The sequence below is a fragment of the Polaribacter sp. Z014 genome, from assembly GCF_023555435.1.
In the GTDB taxonomy this organism is placed as follows: domain Bacteria; phylum Bacteroidota; class Bacteroidia; order Flavobacteriales; family Flavobacteriaceae; genus Polaribacter.
Map to the genome: position 1 here is coordinate 53486 of NZ_JALCZP010000010.1, position 16889 is coordinate 70374.

Genomic DNA, 16889 nt, shown 5'->3' on the forward strand with positions numbered 1-16889 from the left:
TGGGTTTGTATAACAATAATTTAAAATATTTTTCAATAAAATTTAATTTTATAACTTGTTAATAAAAAGGTCATGCTAATTTCCATAATCATACCAACCTATAACAGAGCTCATATAATTAGTGAAACGTTAAATTCTATTATAGCACAAACCTACAGAAACTGGGAATGTATTATTGTTGATGATGGTTCTACTGATGGAACAATTACTGTTATAGATCAATATATTAAGAAAGATAATCGTTTTCAATATCATAAAAGACCAAGTAATAGGCTTAAAGGAGCTAACGCTTGTCGTAATTATGGTTTTGAATTATCTAAAGGAGATTGTATTCAGTGGTTTGATAGTGATGACTTATATCTTAAAGAAGCTTTTGAAACTTATATAAACAATTTTAAAAGTAATATTAATGTAGTAATTTCTCCTTTAAGAAAAGTTGATTTTAAAATGAGGTCTTTATCAATTTCTAAAATTGAATCAGAAGATTTAATCAACAATTATCTTATTGGAAAGGTTGCTTTTTTTGTTTCAGGCCCAATGTGGAAAACATCTTTTTTAAAAGAGCAGAAGCATTTATTTGATGAGAAGTTAGGTAATTTAGATGATTGGGATTTTAATTTAAGAATGTTATATAAACAACCAGTTATTAAGTTTTTAGAAAAACCATTAATACTTTATAGAATTCATGAAAATAGTTTTTCTCATGAAATAGGTAAGCTAAATAGAATAGAAATAGATTCGGAATTTAAAGCAAGGCAGAAGCATCTAAGTTTATTAAAGAAATATAATTATAATAATGAGTTAAAAACCTTAAAATATTTTATTTTAACTAGATATATTTATTTTATAAAACAAAGTTTAATTGCAAGAAAATATAAATTATTGATTAATTTATATTTAAAATATTTAAAATATTCATTTAAGTATTTAGACATTAGAGTTATTAAGGTTTCTGTTGGCACGGTTTTGTGTGTATTTTTTAATAAAGGATATAAATGGGTAAAGTAAAAAAAATTCTTTTAGTATCTATACCTTCTATTCATTTTTTTAGATGGATTCATCAGCTTGAAGGAGATGAGTTTGAGTTGTATTATTACAATATAAGAAATAATAAAATTGAACATGTTTTTCCTGTTAATTGTAAAATTGTTAATTCAGAGAGTTTAAGACCATTTAAAGGGGAAGAATTTTTAAAAAAGAAGAATGATGTATTATATCAGATTGTAGATAATGTATTTTCATTTTTCTGGAAGTCCTCTTTTGAAAAGGTCTTAGATGCAGTAAAGCCAGATATTGTACAAGCTTTTGAACTTAATACGAGTGCATATCCTATTTTATCAATTATGCAAAGACATAAAAAGATAGCTTTTATTTATACTATTTGGGGGAATGATATCTATTATTTTAAGAATTTAAAATCTCATAAATTTAAAATTAAAGCAGTTTTTAAAAGAGTTAATTTTTTGTTTTCAGATTGTAAAAGAGATTATTTTTTAGCTAAAGAAGAGGGCTTTAAGGGTAGATATTTTGGTCCATTTCCTGGAGGTGGTGGATTTGAGTTAAAAAAAGTAAAAGAGAATTTATTTTCTGAAAAAGAAAATATAATTTTGGTAAAAGGTTATGAACATCAATTTGGTAGAGCTATAAATATTTTGAAATCTTTAAGAAGTATTATTAAGGATTTGAAAAATTATAAGATAGTAATATTTTCTGCAAATAAAAAAGTTATTGAATATTGTAATTCAGAGGGACTATTCAAAGATATGAAGATTGAAATTTTATCAAAAAATATATCTCATGAAGAAATGAGTAAATTATTTATAAAATCAAAAATATACATAGGTAATAGTATTTCTGATGGTATGCCAAATACTTTATTAGAGTCAATTTGCTTTGGAGTTTTTCCAATTCAATCTAATCCAGGAGGAGCTTCAGCAGAGGTAATAAATGATGGTGTAAATGGTTATTTGATAGAAGACCCTAATAATATTAGAGATATTTCTTTAAAAATTAAAATAGCAGTCACTGACTTGGGGTTATTAAAAAGAGCTTTTGATATAAATATGAAAAATATACGTAATGAGTATGAATATAATTATATTAAAGAAAAAGTATTGAAAAGTTACAAAAACATTTTTTAAATGAATAGGGTTGATATATCTGTAATTATTCCTGTTTATAACGCAGATAAATATATTGAAAAAGCAATTAAATCATCTTTAATACAAAAAGAAGTTGATGAAATTATTATTATAGATGATGGAAGTACAGATAATTCTTTAAAAATATGTTTGAATATTTGTGAAACTGAAAATAGAATAAAAATCTATTATCACAAAAATCATGAAAATTTAGGTAGATCGGCTTCTAGAAATTTGGGAATAAAGATGGCTACATCTAAGTATATTGCATTTTTAGATGCAGATGATTTTTATTTACCCAATAGATTTACAAATGATTTCAAAATATTTAATAAAGACAATTCTGTAGATGGAGTATATAATGCAATAGGAAGTTTTTTTTATAGAGAATTTGATAATATTGAAAAAGAAAAATTAAAATTAACAACTGTTTCAGAAAAAATTAAGGCTAACGAGTTATTTGATAAAATGGGGCCAATGGGGCATTATGGATATTTTTCTGGAATTGGATTAACTGTAAAAAAAGACAGTTTTTTAAAATGTGGTTTTTTTAATGAAACCTTACAAGTCGCTGAAGATACAGAGTTATGGTTAAGAATGGCATTGGTATTAAATTTAAAATCAGGAATTATTGATGAACCAATAGCATTAAGAGGGGTACACGATACTAATGTTTCTTTTAAAAGAGATGATTTATATCAAATTAATAATCTTAAAATGTATTTTGTATTATTAGAGTGGATGTTTCAAAAAAAGATATCTTTTATTAGAATAAATAAAGTGTGGACTAAATTTTGGAATCAAAATTTAATTAATAATACAAGTTTTTGGTTTAGAATAAAATATTGGGTTGTTAGTTTATGCAAACATCCTATTTTATTAAAAAGTATAACTACGTATAAGTCTTTTCCAATATTAAGATTGTTTAAATAAAATATATGATAAATAATTTAGTATCAATTATTATACCTACTTTTAATAGAGCTAATTTAATTAATGAAACATTAAGCTCTATTATTGCTCAAACTTATACTAATTGGGAGTGTATTGTTGTTGATGATGGCTCTACTGATGAAACTAAAAATGTTGTTAATAATTTTATTAAAATAGATAATAGAATTAAACTTTATGATAGGCCTAAAAGTAGATTAAAAGGGGCAAATGCATGTAGAAATTATGGTTTTGAAAAATCTGTTGGAGAATACATTCAATGGTTTGATAGTGATGACTATATGGATAAAGATAAACTAAAATTAAAAGTTGAAGTTTTAAAAAAAAATAATGTAGATTTTGTTGTATGTGAAGGAATTGAATTTAAAGGAGAGTTTTCAAATATTATTAATAAATGGAATAAAATTTACTCAACCTTTGATACCGTTTTCGAAGATCATATTACTGGTAAAGTTAATTTTCATACAAATGGACCTTTATTTAAAAGAACTTTTTTAGTTAAGGATAAACTCTTTGATGAACTACTTCAAAGAAAACAAGAATGGGAGTTTTTTACCCGTTTGTTATCTAGGTCTATAAACTTTAAACCAATATATATACCGTTGTATTACTTTAGATCACATGACAATAGTATTAATGGTAAAAATTCTTTAAATACACTTAAATCAAGAATAAAGTCTAATCAATTAGTCTATAAATTAGTTGAGTCTTTTTTTAAAGAAGAAAAATTAGCATACTTAAATAGACATTTTTTAAATAAATACATTTTTTTGTTTAAGATTGCTGTGAAGTCAAAAAAAATAAATTTAATTTATTTTGCATCAAAAGCATTAATTTCTCATTTAAAATTAAAAGGTTTATTATTTGCTCTTTTTAGATTACTAAAAAAACCTCATATTTTAAAAAATATTTTTAAGAAATGAGAGTAAATTATAATCCAAATAAAGATTTAAAAGGTGAAATTAAAAGCTATAAACACAGAATAATTATACCTGTGTATATTCCTGAGTTGAGTAATTATCATATTAATGCCTTAGAAATATTAAAAATTTCTATAAATACATTATTAGATACAATCTCTTTTAATTCTGCAATTACAGTCGTTAATAATGGTTCTTGTAAAGAAGTGGTTGCGTATTTAAATGATTTGTTTTTAGAAAATAGAATTCAAGATTTAATTCATGCGCAAAAAATAGGAAAATTAAATAGTATTATTAAAGCGCTAAAAAGTAGCTCAGAACCATTAATTACAATTACAGATGCAGATGTTTATTTTAAACCAAATTGGTTATCTAAAACTATGGATGTTTTTAATAATTTTCCAAAAGCAGGTGTTGTAGGAATAGTACCACAATTTAAACAGTATGAAAATTGGGGGTATAATATTATTTTTGATAATTTATTTAATTCTAATATAAATTTTACAGAAGTTAATAATGCTAATGGATTAATAAAATTTTATAAAAGTATTGGTTGGAATGATGATTATAATAAAAGTTATTTAAAGTATAATTTAACTGTTAAAAGTAATATAGATACAAACTTAAAGGCAGTCATTGGAAGTGGACATTTTGTAGCTACTTACAAAAGAAAATTATTTGATTCAGATCTAAAATTTACAGATTATTTATTAGGAGGTAATACCGAAGGAGATTATTTAGATAAGCCATGTGTTAAAAAAGATTTATGGAGATTAACAACCAATGGAAACTATGGGTATCATATGGGGAATATTTTAGAACCTTGGATGAAAGATAAAATTGATTATTCTTTACAAGATGAAATTAGTATTGATTTATCAAAAGAAACTAATGAAATAGTAAAAGATAAATTTTTTTATTTTTTACTAAAAACAATATTAATGAGACTTTTTTATAAAAGATTTAAATCTAAATTTTATAAAAAATGGGGATTACCTAAAGAATTGCATTCAACCTATTAATATGATTAAATTTTCTATTGTTATAACAACCTATAACCGGTTAAAAGATTTAAAGATTACATTAAAATCTTTAGAGAATTTAATTCAACGAAATGATGTTGAGTTGGTTATTTGTGATGATTATTCTACAGATGGAACTCAAGTTTTTTTGAAAAATAATTATATTAAACATACTTTAATTCTTAATAAAAAATCGAGAGGACTTATCTATAATAGAAATATTTTAAATAGTATAGCAAAAGGAAATTATATAATATCCTTAGATGATGATGCTCAATTTTTATCAGAAAATATTTTAGAAGAAATAGAAAAATGTTTTTTAAGTAATTTAAAATGTGGAGTTCAAAGCTTGAGAATTTTTTGGGGGAAAGAAAAACCTAGTATAATAAAAAGTATCGAAGAATTTCAAGTAAATAAAGGTTTTGTAGGTTGTGGTCATGTTTGGAGAAAGTCTGCATGGGAATCTATTGTTGATTACCCATCATGGTTTATTTTTTATGGAGAAGAGGATTTTGCTTCTTTCCAATTATTTAAAAAAGGATGGGATATTTTATATAATCCAAATATATTAGTACATCATAGGGTAGATATAAAATCTAGAAAAAAAGAACAAGATTATAGGTTAAGATTAAGAAGGTCTTTTAGATCGGGTTGGTATCTGTACTTTTTATTTTATCCATTAAAAGAAATACCTAGAAGGTTGTCATATACTTTATGGCAACAAATAAAACTAAAAACATTTAAAGGGGATTTTAAAGCTACAATAGGTGTTTTTCAGGCTATATTAGATGTAATTTATAATTTTCCTAAATTGCTAAAAAATGCAAATAGATTAACAGTTAACGAGTTTAAAGAATATCAAAAATTACCAGAGACAAAGCTATATTGGAAACCAGAAAAAAAATCATGAAAAATATAGTTATTATACCTGCTAGAGGAGGTTCTAAAAGGTTGGCTAATAAAAATATATTGGAATTAGAAGGAATTCCTTTATTAGTGCATAGTATTAATTATGCTAAAGAAAATAGGGATTTAGGTATAGATATTGTTGTTTCTACAGATGATTCTGAAATTAAAAGAATAGCATTAGAAAATGATGCAATGGTTGTTGATAGACCTGAAGAAATTTCAGGAGATTTTACGACTACGGTTGCTGTAATGAAACATGTTATAGATAAATTAAATACTAAATATGATCATGTTATTTTATTGCAACCAACAAACCCATTAAGACCAAAAGAGTTATTGAAAAGTGCTTTTAATTCTTTTATTAAAGGAAATTTTGACAGCTTAATGACGGTTAGTAAAAATGAGCATAAATTAGGTAAAATCATAAATGATATATTTGTACCATATACGTATCAGTTTGGACAAAGAAGTCAAGACATAGAGCCTTTGTATTACGAAAATGGTTTGTTGTATATTACAAAGACGTCATTAATATTAAAAGAACAAATTTTAGGAGAAAATAATTATCCTTTTATAGTAGAGCATCCTTTTGCTAAAATTGATATAGACACTTTAGAAGATTTTAATTTAGCATCTTTTTATTATAAAACATATAAAAATGAATAATCCATATATAGAAATAGCAGGAAGAAAAATAGGACCTGACTTTGCTCCATTAGTTGTAGCAGAATTAGGTATTAACCATGAAGGAAATATAGAAACGGCCTTTCAAATGGTAGATGCAGCGGCAAGAGCTGGAGTTGAAATTCTAAAACATCAAACGCATATTGTAGCAGATGAAATGAGTGGAGCTGCTAAAAAAGTAATTCCAGGAAATGCAGACATTTCTATTTATGAAATTATGGAGCGCTGCTCTTTAAATGAAGAAGAAGAAATAGCCCTTAAAAATTATGTAGAAAGTAAAGGAATGATTTTTATTTCTACTCCTTTTTCTAGAGCCGCAGCAGATCGTCTGGAGAGAATGAATGTGGATGCGTATAAAATTGGATCAGGAGAATGTAATAATTATCCATTATTAGAACACATAGCGGGTTTTGGAAAACCTGTAATTATGAGTACCGGGATGAATACTATTGAGAGTATAACCAAAGCATTGGCGGTTTTTGATAAATATAAAGTACCTGTAGCTATTTTGCATACTACAAATTTATATCCAACGCCACCAGAATTGGTTCGTTTAGGAGCGATGACAGAAATGCATGAAGCTTTCCCGGATAGAGTTTTTGGTTTATCAGATCATACAATAACTAATCACGCTTGTTTAGGAGCAGTAGCTTTAGGGGCCAGTATTTTAGAAAGACACTTTACAGATCATATGCAAAGAACAGGTCCAGACATTGTTTGTTCTATGGATGAATTTGAAACTAAAAATTTAATTACAGGTTCTCAATTAATGTGGAAAATGCGGGGAGGCATTAAAGAACCTGCAAAAGAAGAACAAGTAACCATAGATTTTGCTTTTGCTACCATTTGTACTATTAAATCCATTAAAAAAGGAGAAATTTTTACTAAAGAAAATATTTGGGTAAAAAGACCAGGTACTGGAGAAATTTTAGCAGAACATTTTAATAATGTTTTAGGAAAAGTAGCTAAAGTAGCTATTAATGATGATGAACAGTTAACGTGGTTACATGTCAAATAAAAAAATAGCTTTTTTAACAGGAACAAGGGCCGATTTTGGTAAAATTAAATCTTTAATTCAGGCACTTGAAGATAACTTAAATTATACACCTTATGTATTTGTAACAGGTATGCATTTAATGCAAGAATACGGTTATACACTTATAGAAATAGAGCGTTGTGGTTTTAAGCATATAGACACGTTTCAAAATCATACAGATGAAACTACGATGGATTTAACATTAGCTAAAACGATTGAAGGTTTTTCTGGTTATATTAAAAAAGTGAAACCCGATTTAATCGTTGTTCATGGAGATCGAGTTGAAGCATTGGCAGGTGCCATTGTAGGTAGTTTAAATAATATTTTAGTTGCTCACATTGAAGGAGGTGAAGTTTCTGGTACTATTGATGAATTGATTAGACATTCTGTATCCAAGATGAGTCATTTACACTATGTCGCAAATGATTTAGCAAAAAAAAGATTAATACAAATGGGAGAACTAGATGATAATATACATGTAATTGGCTCTCCAGATGTAGATATAATGTTTTCTAATAATTTACCTTCTTTAAAAGAAGTAAAAGAGTATTATGAAATTCCGTTCGAGAATTATGGTGTAGTGATGTATCATCCTGTTACAACTGAAATAAATGAAATGGAAAATTATGCCAGTCAATTTGTAGATGCTTTGTTAATGGATAATAGAAATTATGTGGTTATATTTCCTAATAATGATTTAGGATCTAAAGAAATTTTAAAAGCTTACAAACGTTTAAAAAATAATGTTAGATTTAAAGTTTTTCCATCTATTAGGTTTGAATATTTTTTAACTTTATTAAAAAAGAGCGATTTCATTATTGGGAATTCTAGTGCAGGAATTAGAGAAGCTCCTTATTACGGAATTGCTACTATAAATATAGGAACAAGGCAAGAAAATAGATCTTTGCATGAACATATTATCCATTCAGATTATAAAAGTGAATCTGTTTATAATTCAATTCAAAGAGTTAAAAGCATAAAAATTAAAAAAAGTAAACCTATTTTTGGTTTTGGGAATAGTGCAGAATTATTTGTAAAATCTTTAAATAATTTATCTTTTAATAAAGACAATGTCCAGAAACAGTTTATAGATTTATAAAGAACAATTATGATGAAAAAAATTGCCGTTTTAACAACTGTATCTAATTTTGAATTATACAATAAGACCAATCATTTATTTGGTTTAGAGTATGACAGATATGTAATAGATGGAAGAGATGGTATGTATGGTATACAGAGTGTTTTATATATGATGAAAAAGTTTAAGAACTTAGATTATGACTATATTATCATGGCTGATGAAGATTTTATTTTACAATCAAATAAAACACTTATAGATTTAATAGATGAGATGGATAAAAATAATATCACGGTCTCAGGAGTAAGAGATGGAGGTGTTATTAATCATAGAAATTATAACCCGTTTTGTATCAATACTTTTTTTTCAGTTATTAATTTAAAAAAAATAAAATTGATATGGAATAAAAAAGAAATGTTATCTAACCAAAAAATAGAAATTGGAGAGTTTTTTTTAAATGAAGTTTTAGATTATCAATATGATGAATGTAGTCTCTATGAACCTTATTATTGTTTTTATTTATGGTTATTACGTAAAGGAGAAAAAATTAAATATTTAACTTCTAAATCTCTAAATCTTAATAATGACTGTATTACAAATGTAATTTATCATAATAGTATAATTATAGGTTTCCATTCTTGGTATGCTAGAGCCTATGGTTCAAATAAGAAACAGACAGAAAGAATTGATTTACTTTTAAATGATTTAGATAATAATAGTCTAGTAACAATAAATTATATATTATGGAAAGACAATACTTTTAAGTATAAATTATACCTGAAAAAGTTTTTTAGAAAAATTATGATAAAGTTGAATAGAAATAAATAAAGTTATTTTAGAAAATATATTATTATGAAAGCTTTTATTTTATTACCGGATGGTGTAGGATTACGAAATTTTGCTTTTGGTAAGTTTTATGAAGAAGCATTAAAACAAAATTTTGATGTAACTTATTGGAATAACACTAGTTTTCCTATAAAAAATTTAGGTTATAAAGAAATTCAGGTAGAAATTGGCAAGTGTAAACCAATTTCTGACTTGTATAAAAGAGCAAAAAAAATAATTGAATTAAAGCAGAATTATAAGAATTTTAAAGATGAAGCTTACCTATCTTATATATTTCCTAATAGTTACAAAAGTTTAAAAGAAGGTCTAAAATCATTATATGTTGATGGATTAGTTTCTATTTATAATTCACAGAAAGGACTTCTTAAAATAGAACAAAAACTACATCAATTAGAAAGAAAGTCAGAGTATTATATAAAATCAAAAGAAACTTTAGAGAGAGAAAAACCTAAAGTGTTATTTTTAACAAATCAAAGACCTGCTAGTGCAATAGCCCCCCTTTTAGCTGCACAAGATTTAAATATACCTACAGTTACATTTATTTTTTCTTGGGATAATTTACCCAAAGGAACAATGGTCGTAAATTCGGATTATTACTTTGTATGGAGTGAACACATGAAAAAGGAACTGTTACAATATTACCCAAAGGTTCATGAAAATCATATATATGTAACTGGGAGTCCTCAGTTTGAATGTCATTACAACACGAAGTTTACTTCTAAAAAAGTATTTTTTAGAACATATAATCTTAAACTAGATAGAAGATATATCTGCTTTTCTGGGGATGATGTTACCACTTCTCCTAATGATCAGTTTTATTTAGAAGATGTTGCAAAAGCAGTACGCAACTTAAATAGTAAAGGATATAACATAGGTATTATTTATAGGAAATGTCCTGTTGATTTTACCAATAGACATATTGAAATTTATAATAATTTTAGAGAAGAAATTGTGTTGATTGATCCTAAATGGAATAATTTAGGCAATAGTTGGAACCAAGTTATGCCTTTACCAGAAGATTTAGATTTGTTGGCAAATACGGTTTATCATACAGAAATGGTTATTAATGTTGGTTCTTCAATGGTTTTTGATTATGTTGCCCAAGATAAATCTTGTGCTTATTTAAACTATAGGACTACTAAAAATGTGAATTTGAATTGGGATATTGATAGAATATATAAGTACATACATTTTCAATCAATGCCTTCAAATGATGCTGTTTTATGGGTAAATTCGGAAAACGATATAGAATCTATTATCATTAAAGCTTTAAAATCTCCAGATTTAAGTAATACAAAAGTGTGGTATCAATTTATTTGCGGATCTCAGCCAGAAAAATCATCCATACGAATATGGGAGACAATACACGAAATTATTAATAAAGAACAATAACCATTTTAAATTGTATGCACATAGCTTTCATTACTCCAGAATATCCAATATCTAGTTTTAAAGGAAACATTGGTGGAATTGGTACTTTTACAAAGAATTTTGCAGAACAATTGGCGAAAATTAATTTTGAGGTAACTGTTTTTGTTCATAGCCAGTCCATAGAAAATACATTGGTAGAAAATGGAGTAGAAGTTCATTTGGTGAAAAGAAAAGTATTTAAAGGGATTACTTGGTTTACAAATAGACGTTATTTTAATAAATATGTAAATAAGATAATTCATCAAAAAAAAATAAAAATAATAGAATCTCCAGAATGGACTGGTTTTACTGCTTTTATGAAATTTAATTGTCCTTTTGTAATAAGGTTGCATGGTTCGGATACTTACTTTTGTGATTTAGAAAAAAGAAAATTAAAAGCTAAAAATTATTTTTTTGAAAAGAAAGCCTTGTCTGGTGCGGATAAAATAGTTGGAGTAAGTAATTTTGTAGCTAAGAAAACCAAAGAACTATTTAAGCTAAATAATGAAATTGAAGTTGTACATAATGCAATTGATACAACTTTATTTATACCCAATCATAAACATATAAAATCAAAATCATTATTGTATTTTGGTACTATTGTTAGAAAAAAAGGGGTATTAGAAATAGCTAAAATGTTTAATGAAATAGTAGAAAATGATAATACTGTTACTTTAACTTTGTTAGGAAGAGATAATAATGATGTTTTTACAAAACAATCTACATTAGCTATATTTAAAGACTTATTATCCAAAAAAGCATTAAAAAATGTTACTTTTTTAAAGGCTGTACCTTATGAAGAAGTAATTACACATATTCAAAAATCTGAAGTCGTTTTATTACCAAGTTTTGCAGAAGCTTTCCCTATGACTTGGTTAGAGGCTATGGCTTTAGAAAAAAAGTTAGTGACATCAAATATTGGTTGGGCTAAAGAGTTAATGATTGATGGACAAACGGGTTTTACGATAAACCCAAAAGATACAGGTGATTTTGCTGACAAAGTTTTAACTTTGCTTAATAAGAAAGAAGAAGCAAGTAAAATGGCAAAAGAAGCAAGAAATAGAATTCTAAATCATTTTGATATGGAATTTGCGATTCAAAAGAATATAAAATTATATAAAAATTTAGTATGATTGTACTTTTTCATGATGGTGTAAAACCAATTAAGTATAAAGATACAGCTACTAAAGAGGAAGTTTTCTGTAACGAGAAAACAATTCAAAAATCATTATACAAGTTATCTGAAACATATTCAAATGAATTATTAATATGGTGTCATGAAGATTTAAGTGCTAATATTAATTATAAAGATATTAAATCTATTTTTCATCACCAACTAATTTTTGCGAGTTATAATGTAGGTTCAGTGGGAGTTATTTCTAAAGATATCGGCTATGTAGATCAGCATTGTTTTATAAATGTTAAAAGAGAAGTTCAATATCCTACTTGGCTTATGTCTGGCGATATTGGTGGAGCTTATGCAGCTGTAATTAAACAATCACAAGAAATTGTATTAATTTCTCAATCTTTTGGCTTATACTTATCTAGTTTTGCTAAATTAAGTATGCCTAAAGGTTTATTCTGTTATGCTACTCCTCAATTACTAAAAGGAGATTTTGAAAATGTAAAAATAGAATCAGCGATAAAGAATAGATTGTCTTTTAAATTTGTGCGAAGACATTATAAAATTGAATGGGTATTTATATTGTTTTTTTCTTTGATGTATCATCAAAAGAAAATTTACTTAGGAAATTTATTGATGAGTTTGTTTGTAAAAAGAAAATTAGGAAACAAAATAAGTTTTAAGAATGTACAAGTTTTATCAACAAAGAAAAAAATTGACAAAGAGTTATTTACAGTAGACGTTTTAATACCAACTTTAGGTCGTAAAGAACATTTGTATAATGTATTAAAAGATTTATCTAAACAAACGGTATTACCTGAAAAAGTAATTATTGTAGAGCAAAATGGGTTAGAAAGTTCGGTTTCCGAATTAGATTATTTAAATAATAATTGGCCATTTAAGATAGACCATACTTTTATTCATCAATTAGGAGCTTGTAATGCAAGAAATATAGCTTTATCAAAAGTAACATCAAATTGGGTGTTTTTTGCAGATGATGATATTCGGTTTGATAACGATTTATTACAGAAATCATTTGGTTACATTAATGATTTTGGAATGTCTAGTTTTAGTATAAGTTGTTTACAAAAAGGAGAAATTGAAAGTAATAAAACTCATTTTCAATGGGGGGGGTTTGGTACCAATGCATCTTTAGTCGAAAGTAAATATATAAAAGATTGTACTTTTAAACCTGAACATGAATTTGGTTACGGTGAAGACAATGATTTTGGAATGCAATTGAGAAATAAGGGGTGTGATAATCTATATATACCATATGTTAAAATGCTCCATTTAAAAGCAGCCATTGGTGGCTTTAGGGCTAAGGTTCATCCTAAATGGGAAAAAGAGCAAGTACAACCTAAACCATCACCAACAGTTATGGCTTATAACTTAAAACATATCACTAAAGAACAATTAAAAGGTTATAAATTGTTATTGTTTTTAAAATTTTATAATAGACAGACTATTAAAAACCCCTTTAAATATCTTAAAAGTTTTAAACAACGTTGGAATATTAGTGTTAAATGGGCAACTAAATTAATGGAATATGAAGTTTAGTTTAATTATTTGCACCTATATGCGTCCGGAAGCAATTTTAAAATTGTTAAAATCTGTTGAAGAGCAAGAATTATATCCAGATGAAATTTTAATTATTGATGGTTCTACAGATGATAAAACAACGCTTGTTTTAGAGCAAAATACCTTTAAAAATCTTCGTTATTTTAAAGTTGAAGACAATAATAGAGGGTTAACAAAACAACGTAATTTTGGAATATCAAAGGTTTCTAAGAATGTGGAGGTTGTTTGTTTTTTAGATGATGATACTTTACTTGATAAAAAATATTTTATAAATTTAGTAAATGTTTTTGAATCTGATAATAAAATTACTGGGGTTGGTGGTATTGCTATAAACGAAAATAAATGGAAAAAAAATAAAGTAAATTATTATCATCCTAAAAAATATATTTCCATTGATGGTTTTCATGTTAAATTAGGTCAACGTCATGTATTTAGAAATTATTTAGGTTTAGGAAGTGATCAATTGCCTGGAATTATGCCTGAGTTTTCTAATGGATTATCTTGCGGCTATCCTTTAACAGGGAAGTGTTATCAAGTAGACTTATTGATAGGTATGTCTATGTCTTTCAGAAAAAAAGTAGTAGATGAAATAAAATTTTCAACCTATTTTGAGGGCTATGGCTTGTATGAGGATGCGGATTTCTCTTTAAGAGCTTTAAAATATGGGAAAAATGTATTGGCTACAAATGTGCTTTTAGAACATCATCATGCTGTTGAAGGAAGACCTAATAAGTTTAAATACGGTAAAATGGTAAGTAGAAATGGATGGTACGTTTGGAGAACAAAATACCCAAAACCAGGTTTAAAAGCTCGTTTTAAATGGAATGCAATTGCAGTGGTGTTAATGTATATAAGATTTGTAAATACATTTACTACAAATAAGAAAAAAGAGGCTTTTACCGAAGCCTTAGGAAGAAAAATAGGTTGGATTAGTTTAATATTCAACAAACCTTTAAAAGTATGAAGTTTGCAATAATATCTCATACTTTACATAAAAGTAAAGACCAAAAGCTATATGCTTACGAACCTTATGTTCGTGAAATGAATTTATGGTTGCAGAATGTTTCTGAAACTAGAATTGTTGCACCTGTATCTAAAGCCGAAATTGTAGCTATAGAAGTGCCTTATAATACTAGTAATATTCATATAAAGGAAATACCAAGTTTTAATGTATTGTCTTTAAAAACTAAAATAGTTTCGATTTTTAAAATTCCATTTATTTTATTTGAAATCTTAAAAGCTTGTTTTTGGGCAGATCATATTCATTTAAGATGTCCTGGTAATGTTGGATTATTAGGTTGTTTTGTACAAATTTTATTTCCTTCTAAACCTAAAACTGTAAAGTATGCAGGTAATTGGGATCCTAAAAGCAAACAACCAGTAAGTTATCGCATTCAAAAATGGATAGTTTCTAATACTTTTTTAACTAAAAACTGTAAAGTTTTGGTTTATGGAAATTGGGAAGGCCAATCAAAAAATATAGTTCCTTTTTTTACTGCTTCTTATATTAATCATGAAATTATAGATCTTCCTGAAAAAGATTTTTCTTCTAAAATTAATTTTATCTTTGTCGGAGCATTTACAGAAGGAAAACAACCAATGTTAAGTGTTAAGGTTATAGAGAAACTTTTAGCGAAGAAGATAAAAGTACAATTAGATATGTATGGTAATGGATTGGAGTTTATAAAAGTTCAAGAGTATGTTGAACAAAATAATCTTGAAAAAAATATTATTTTACACGGCAATCAACCTAAAGAAATGGTTAAAAAAGCGTTTCAAAAAGCACATTTCTTAATTTTTATTTCAAAATCTGAAGGATGGCCAAAAGTTGTTGCCGAAGCTATGTTTTGGAGTTGCTTACCTATTTCTTCTAAAGTTTCTTGTGTAGAGAATATGTTAGGTTATGGAGCTAGAGGAGCTATTGTAGAAAGTAATGTGAATGAAAATGAAATTGTGTCCATTATTGAAAATTATATAAAAAATAAAGAATTGTATAAAAAGCAAGTTTTAGAAGCTAAAAATTGGTCTCAACAATATACTTTAGAAAAATTTTCATCAGAGATTAAAAAATTACTTTTACATGAATAATTTAGGAGTAATACAGGTAATAGATTCTTTAGATGCTGGTGGGGCAGAAGTATTGGCTGTTAATATCGCAAATGGCTTGAGTGCAAAAGGAATTAATTCACATTTATGTGCTACTCGAAAGGAAGGGATTTTAAAAAGTAACTTAAATAAAAATATTGGTTTCTTATTTTTAGAAAAGAAAAATAGTATTGATTTCTCTGCAATTTTCAGGTTTAAGAATTATTTAAAGAGAAATAAGATTGGTATTATTCACGCTCATACTACATCCTACTTTTTTGCCTTTTGTGTGAAATTGGTGTATCCTAAAGTAAAAATAATATGGCATAATCACACCGGAAACTATATAAAGTTAAAAGGATTTAAATTTTTGGTGATTAAATTTACAAGTATTTTTTTTAAAGGAATTATTAATGTGAATGAAGAATTAAATACTTGGGCACTTAAAAAGTTAAAACATAAAAACGCAATAAAATTAGATAATTTTCCGCAATTCATTAATAAAAATAATACAACAAAATTATTTGGAGAAGAAAATAAAAGAATTGTAATTTTAGCTTCTTTAAGAGAGGTTAAGGATCATTTAAATATTTTAAAAGCATTTAATAGTCTACATATTAAATATCCAGATTGGACTTTACATTTTATTGGTAAAGACTTTAATGATGAATACTCTAATAGCTTAAAACTATTTGTTTTAGAAAATAATTTAGAGAAATCTGTCTATTTATATGGAGTTTGCTTAGATATATCGAATATTCTAAATCAAGCTACCATAGCTGTTTTGTCTTCGAAGTCGGAAGGACTTCCCGTTTCTTTATTAGAATATGGATTGGCTAAATTACCCGTTGTAGTAACTAATGTAGGTGAATGTGGTAAAGTTATTGAAAATGATAAATCTGGAATTGTTGTAGATAAAGAAAATAGTTTCGAATTGGCAAATGCGCTAGAAGAGTATATTAATTCAGAAGAAAAGAGAAATACTTTTGCTGCATTACATTATAAAAATGTAGCAGAAAATTATTCTCAAAAAAGCTTTATAAATCAATTAATAAAAATATATACTTCATAATTTGGTTCAGAAAATATTAAATAATAAATTA

General features: G+C 26.3%; 16 protein-coding genes. All 16 read left to right on the top strand.

The genetic code is table 11. From position 1 onward, the window contains the following. Positions 1-72: 72 nt before the first annotated feature. From MPF19_RS12320 to MPF19_RS12395, 16 genes are read left to right on the top strand one after another with little or no spacing between them, the layout of a single operon-like run. The gene (locus MPF19_RS12320) at positions 73-1008 is read left to right on the top strand and encodes a glycosyltransferase family 2 protein (RefSeq protein ID WP_249988475.1); all 936 of its coding nucleotides are present in this window, start codon (positions 73-75) and stop codon (positions 1006-1008) included. Beyond that, the gene (locus MPF19_RS12325; protein WP_249988476.1) at positions 996-2141 is read left to right on the top strand and encodes a glycosyltransferase; all 1146 of its coding nucleotides are present in this window, start codon (positions 996-998) and stop codon (positions 2139-2141) included. Before MPF19_RS12320 ends, MPF19_RS12325 begins: the two co-directional genes overlap by 13 nt. After that, on the top strand, positions 2142-3074 hold the full coding sequence (locus tag MPF19_RS12330) for a glycosyltransferase family 2 protein (RefSeq protein ID WP_249988477.1): 933 nt from the start codon (positions 2142-2144) through the stop codon (positions 3072-3074). A 5-nt stretch (positions 3075-3079) separates the two neighbouring features. Continuing rightward, a complete protein-coding gene (locus MPF19_RS12335) occupies positions 3080-4015 on the top strand; it encodes a glycosyltransferase family 2 protein (RefSeq protein ID WP_249988478.1) in 936 nt (311 codons plus the stop codon). Continuing rightward, positions 4012-5034: a glycosyltransferase gene (locus MPF19_RS12340; RefSeq protein ID WP_249988479.1), complete on the top strand. Its 1023-nt coding sequence runs from the start codon at positions 4012-4014 to the stop codon at positions 5032-5034. The genes MPF19_RS12335 and MPF19_RS12340 overlap by 4 nt, the downstream gene beginning before the upstream one ends. A gap of 1 nt (position 5035) precedes the next feature. After that, positions 5036-5944, top strand: a complete 909-nt coding sequence (locus MPF19_RS12345) for a glycosyltransferase family 2 protein (protein ID WP_249988480.1) — start codon at positions 5036-5038, stop codon at positions 5942-5944. Continuing rightward, positions 5941-6609, top strand: coding sequence for an acylneuraminate cytidylyltransferase family protein (locus MPF19_RS12350; RefSeq protein ID WP_249988481.1), 669 nt, complete (start codon positions 5941-5943; stop codon positions 6607-6609). Before MPF19_RS12345 ends, MPF19_RS12350 begins: the two co-directional genes overlap by 4 nt. Then, on the top strand, positions 6602-7645 hold the full coding sequence (locus tag MPF19_RS12355; protein ID WP_249988482.1) for an N-acetylneuraminate synthase family protein: 1044 nt from the start codon (positions 6602-6604) through the stop codon (positions 7643-7645). Before MPF19_RS12350 ends, MPF19_RS12355 begins: the two co-directional genes overlap by 8 nt. After that, complete coding sequence (gene neuC, locus MPF19_RS12360) at positions 7635-8762, top strand: UDP-N-acetylglucosamine 2-epimerase (protein ID WP_249988483.1); 1128 nt, start codon at positions 7635-7637, stop codon at positions 8760-8762. Before MPF19_RS12355 ends, neuC begins: the two co-directional genes overlap by 11 nt. A gap of 9 nt (positions 8763-8771) precedes the next feature. Then, positions 8772-9569 (top strand): hypothetical protein, encoded by a 798-nt coding sequence (locus MPF19_RS12365; RefSeq protein ID WP_249988484.1) that lies wholly within the window; start codon positions 8772-8774, stop codon positions 9567-9569. Between the two features lie 24 nt (positions 9570-9593). Next, positions 9594-10979 (top strand): UDP-glycosyltransferase, encoded by a 1386-nt coding sequence (locus MPF19_RS12370; protein ID WP_249988485.1) that lies wholly within the window; start codon positions 9594-9596, stop codon positions 10977-10979. Positions 10980-10993: 14 nt separating this feature from the next. Then, a complete protein-coding gene (locus MPF19_RS12375; protein ID WP_249988486.1) occupies positions 10994-12130 on the top strand; it encodes a glycosyltransferase family 4 protein in 1137 nt (378 codons plus the stop codon). Further along, on the top strand, positions 12127-13680 hold the full coding sequence (locus MPF19_RS12380) for a glycosyltransferase family 2 protein (protein ID WP_249988487.1): 1554 nt from the start codon (positions 12127-12129) through the stop codon (positions 13678-13680). Before MPF19_RS12375 ends, MPF19_RS12380 begins: the two co-directional genes overlap by 4 nt. Beyond that, positions 13670-14665 (top strand): glycosyltransferase family 2 protein, encoded by a 996-nt coding sequence (locus MPF19_RS12385; protein WP_249988488.1) that lies wholly within the window; start codon positions 13670-13672, stop codon positions 14663-14665. Before MPF19_RS12380 ends, MPF19_RS12385 begins: the two co-directional genes overlap by 11 nt. Further along, the gene (locus MPF19_RS12390) at positions 14662-15789 is read left to right on the top strand and encodes a glycosyltransferase (RefSeq protein WP_249988489.1); all 1128 of its coding nucleotides are present in this window, start codon (positions 14662-14664) and stop codon (positions 15787-15789) included. Before MPF19_RS12385 ends, MPF19_RS12390 begins: the two co-directional genes overlap by 4 nt. After that, the gene (locus MPF19_RS12395; protein WP_249988490.1) at positions 15782-16858 is read left to right on the top strand and encodes a glycosyltransferase; all 1077 of its coding nucleotides are present in this window, start codon (positions 15782-15784) and stop codon (positions 16856-16858) included. The genes MPF19_RS12390 and MPF19_RS12395 overlap by 8 nt, the downstream gene beginning before the upstream one ends. Positions 16859-16889 lie beyond the last annotated feature (31 nt).

Coding starts and splice junctions, on each gene's coding strand:
- MPF19_RS12320 (WP_249988475.1), top strand. CDS start 73: ATGCTAATTTCCATAATCATACCAACCTATAACAGAGCTCATATAATT.
- MPF19_RS12325 (WP_249988476.1), top strand. CDS start 996: ATGGGTAAAGTAAAAAAAATTCTTTTAGTATCTATACCTTCTATTCAT.
- MPF19_RS12330 (WP_249988477.1), top strand. CDS start 2,142: ATGAATAGGGTTGATATATCTGTAATTATTCCTGTTTATAACGCAGAT.
- MPF19_RS12335 (WP_249988478.1), top strand. CDS start 3,080: ATGATAAATAATTTAGTATCAATTATTATACCTACTTTTAATAGAGCT.
- MPF19_RS12340 (WP_249988479.1), top strand. CDS start 4,012: ATGAGAGTAAATTATAATCCAAATAAAGATTTAAAAGGTGAAATTAAA.
- MPF19_RS12345 (WP_249988480.1), top strand. CDS start 5,036: ATGATTAAATTTTCTATTGTTATAACAACCTATAACCGGTTAAAAGAT.
- MPF19_RS12350 (WP_249988481.1), top strand. CDS start 5,941: ATGAAAAATATAGTTATTATACCTGCTAGAGGAGGTTCTAAAAGGTTG.
- MPF19_RS12355 (WP_249988482.1), top strand. CDS start 6,602: ATGAATAATCCATATATAGAAATAGCAGGAAGAAAAATAGGACCTGAC.
- neuC (WP_249988483.1), top strand. CDS start 7,635: ATGTCAAATAAAAAAATAGCTTTTTTAACAGGAACAAGGGCCGATTTT.
- MPF19_RS12365 (WP_249988484.1), top strand. CDS start 8,772: ATGATGAAAAAAATTGCCGTTTTAACAACTGTATCTAATTTTGAATTA.
- MPF19_RS12370 (WP_249988485.1), top strand. CDS start 9,594: ATGAAAGCTTTTATTTTATTACCGGATGGTGTAGGATTACGAAATTTT.
- MPF19_RS12375 (WP_249988486.1), top strand. CDS start 10,994: ATGCACATAGCTTTCATTACTCCAGAATATCCAATATCTAGTTTTAAA.
- MPF19_RS12380 (WP_249988487.1), top strand. CDS start 12,127: ATGATTGTACTTTTTCATGATGGTGTAAAACCAATTAAGTATAAAGAT.
- MPF19_RS12385 (WP_249988488.1), top strand. CDS start 13,670: ATGAAGTTTAGTTTAATTATTTGCACCTATATGCGTCCGGAAGCAATT.
- MPF19_RS12390 (WP_249988489.1), top strand. CDS start 14,662: ATGAAGTTTGCAATAATATCTCATACTTTACATAAAAGTAAAGACCAA.
- MPF19_RS12395 (WP_249988490.1), top strand. CDS start 15,782: ATGAATAATTTAGGAGTAATACAGGTAATAGATTCTTTAGATGCTGGT.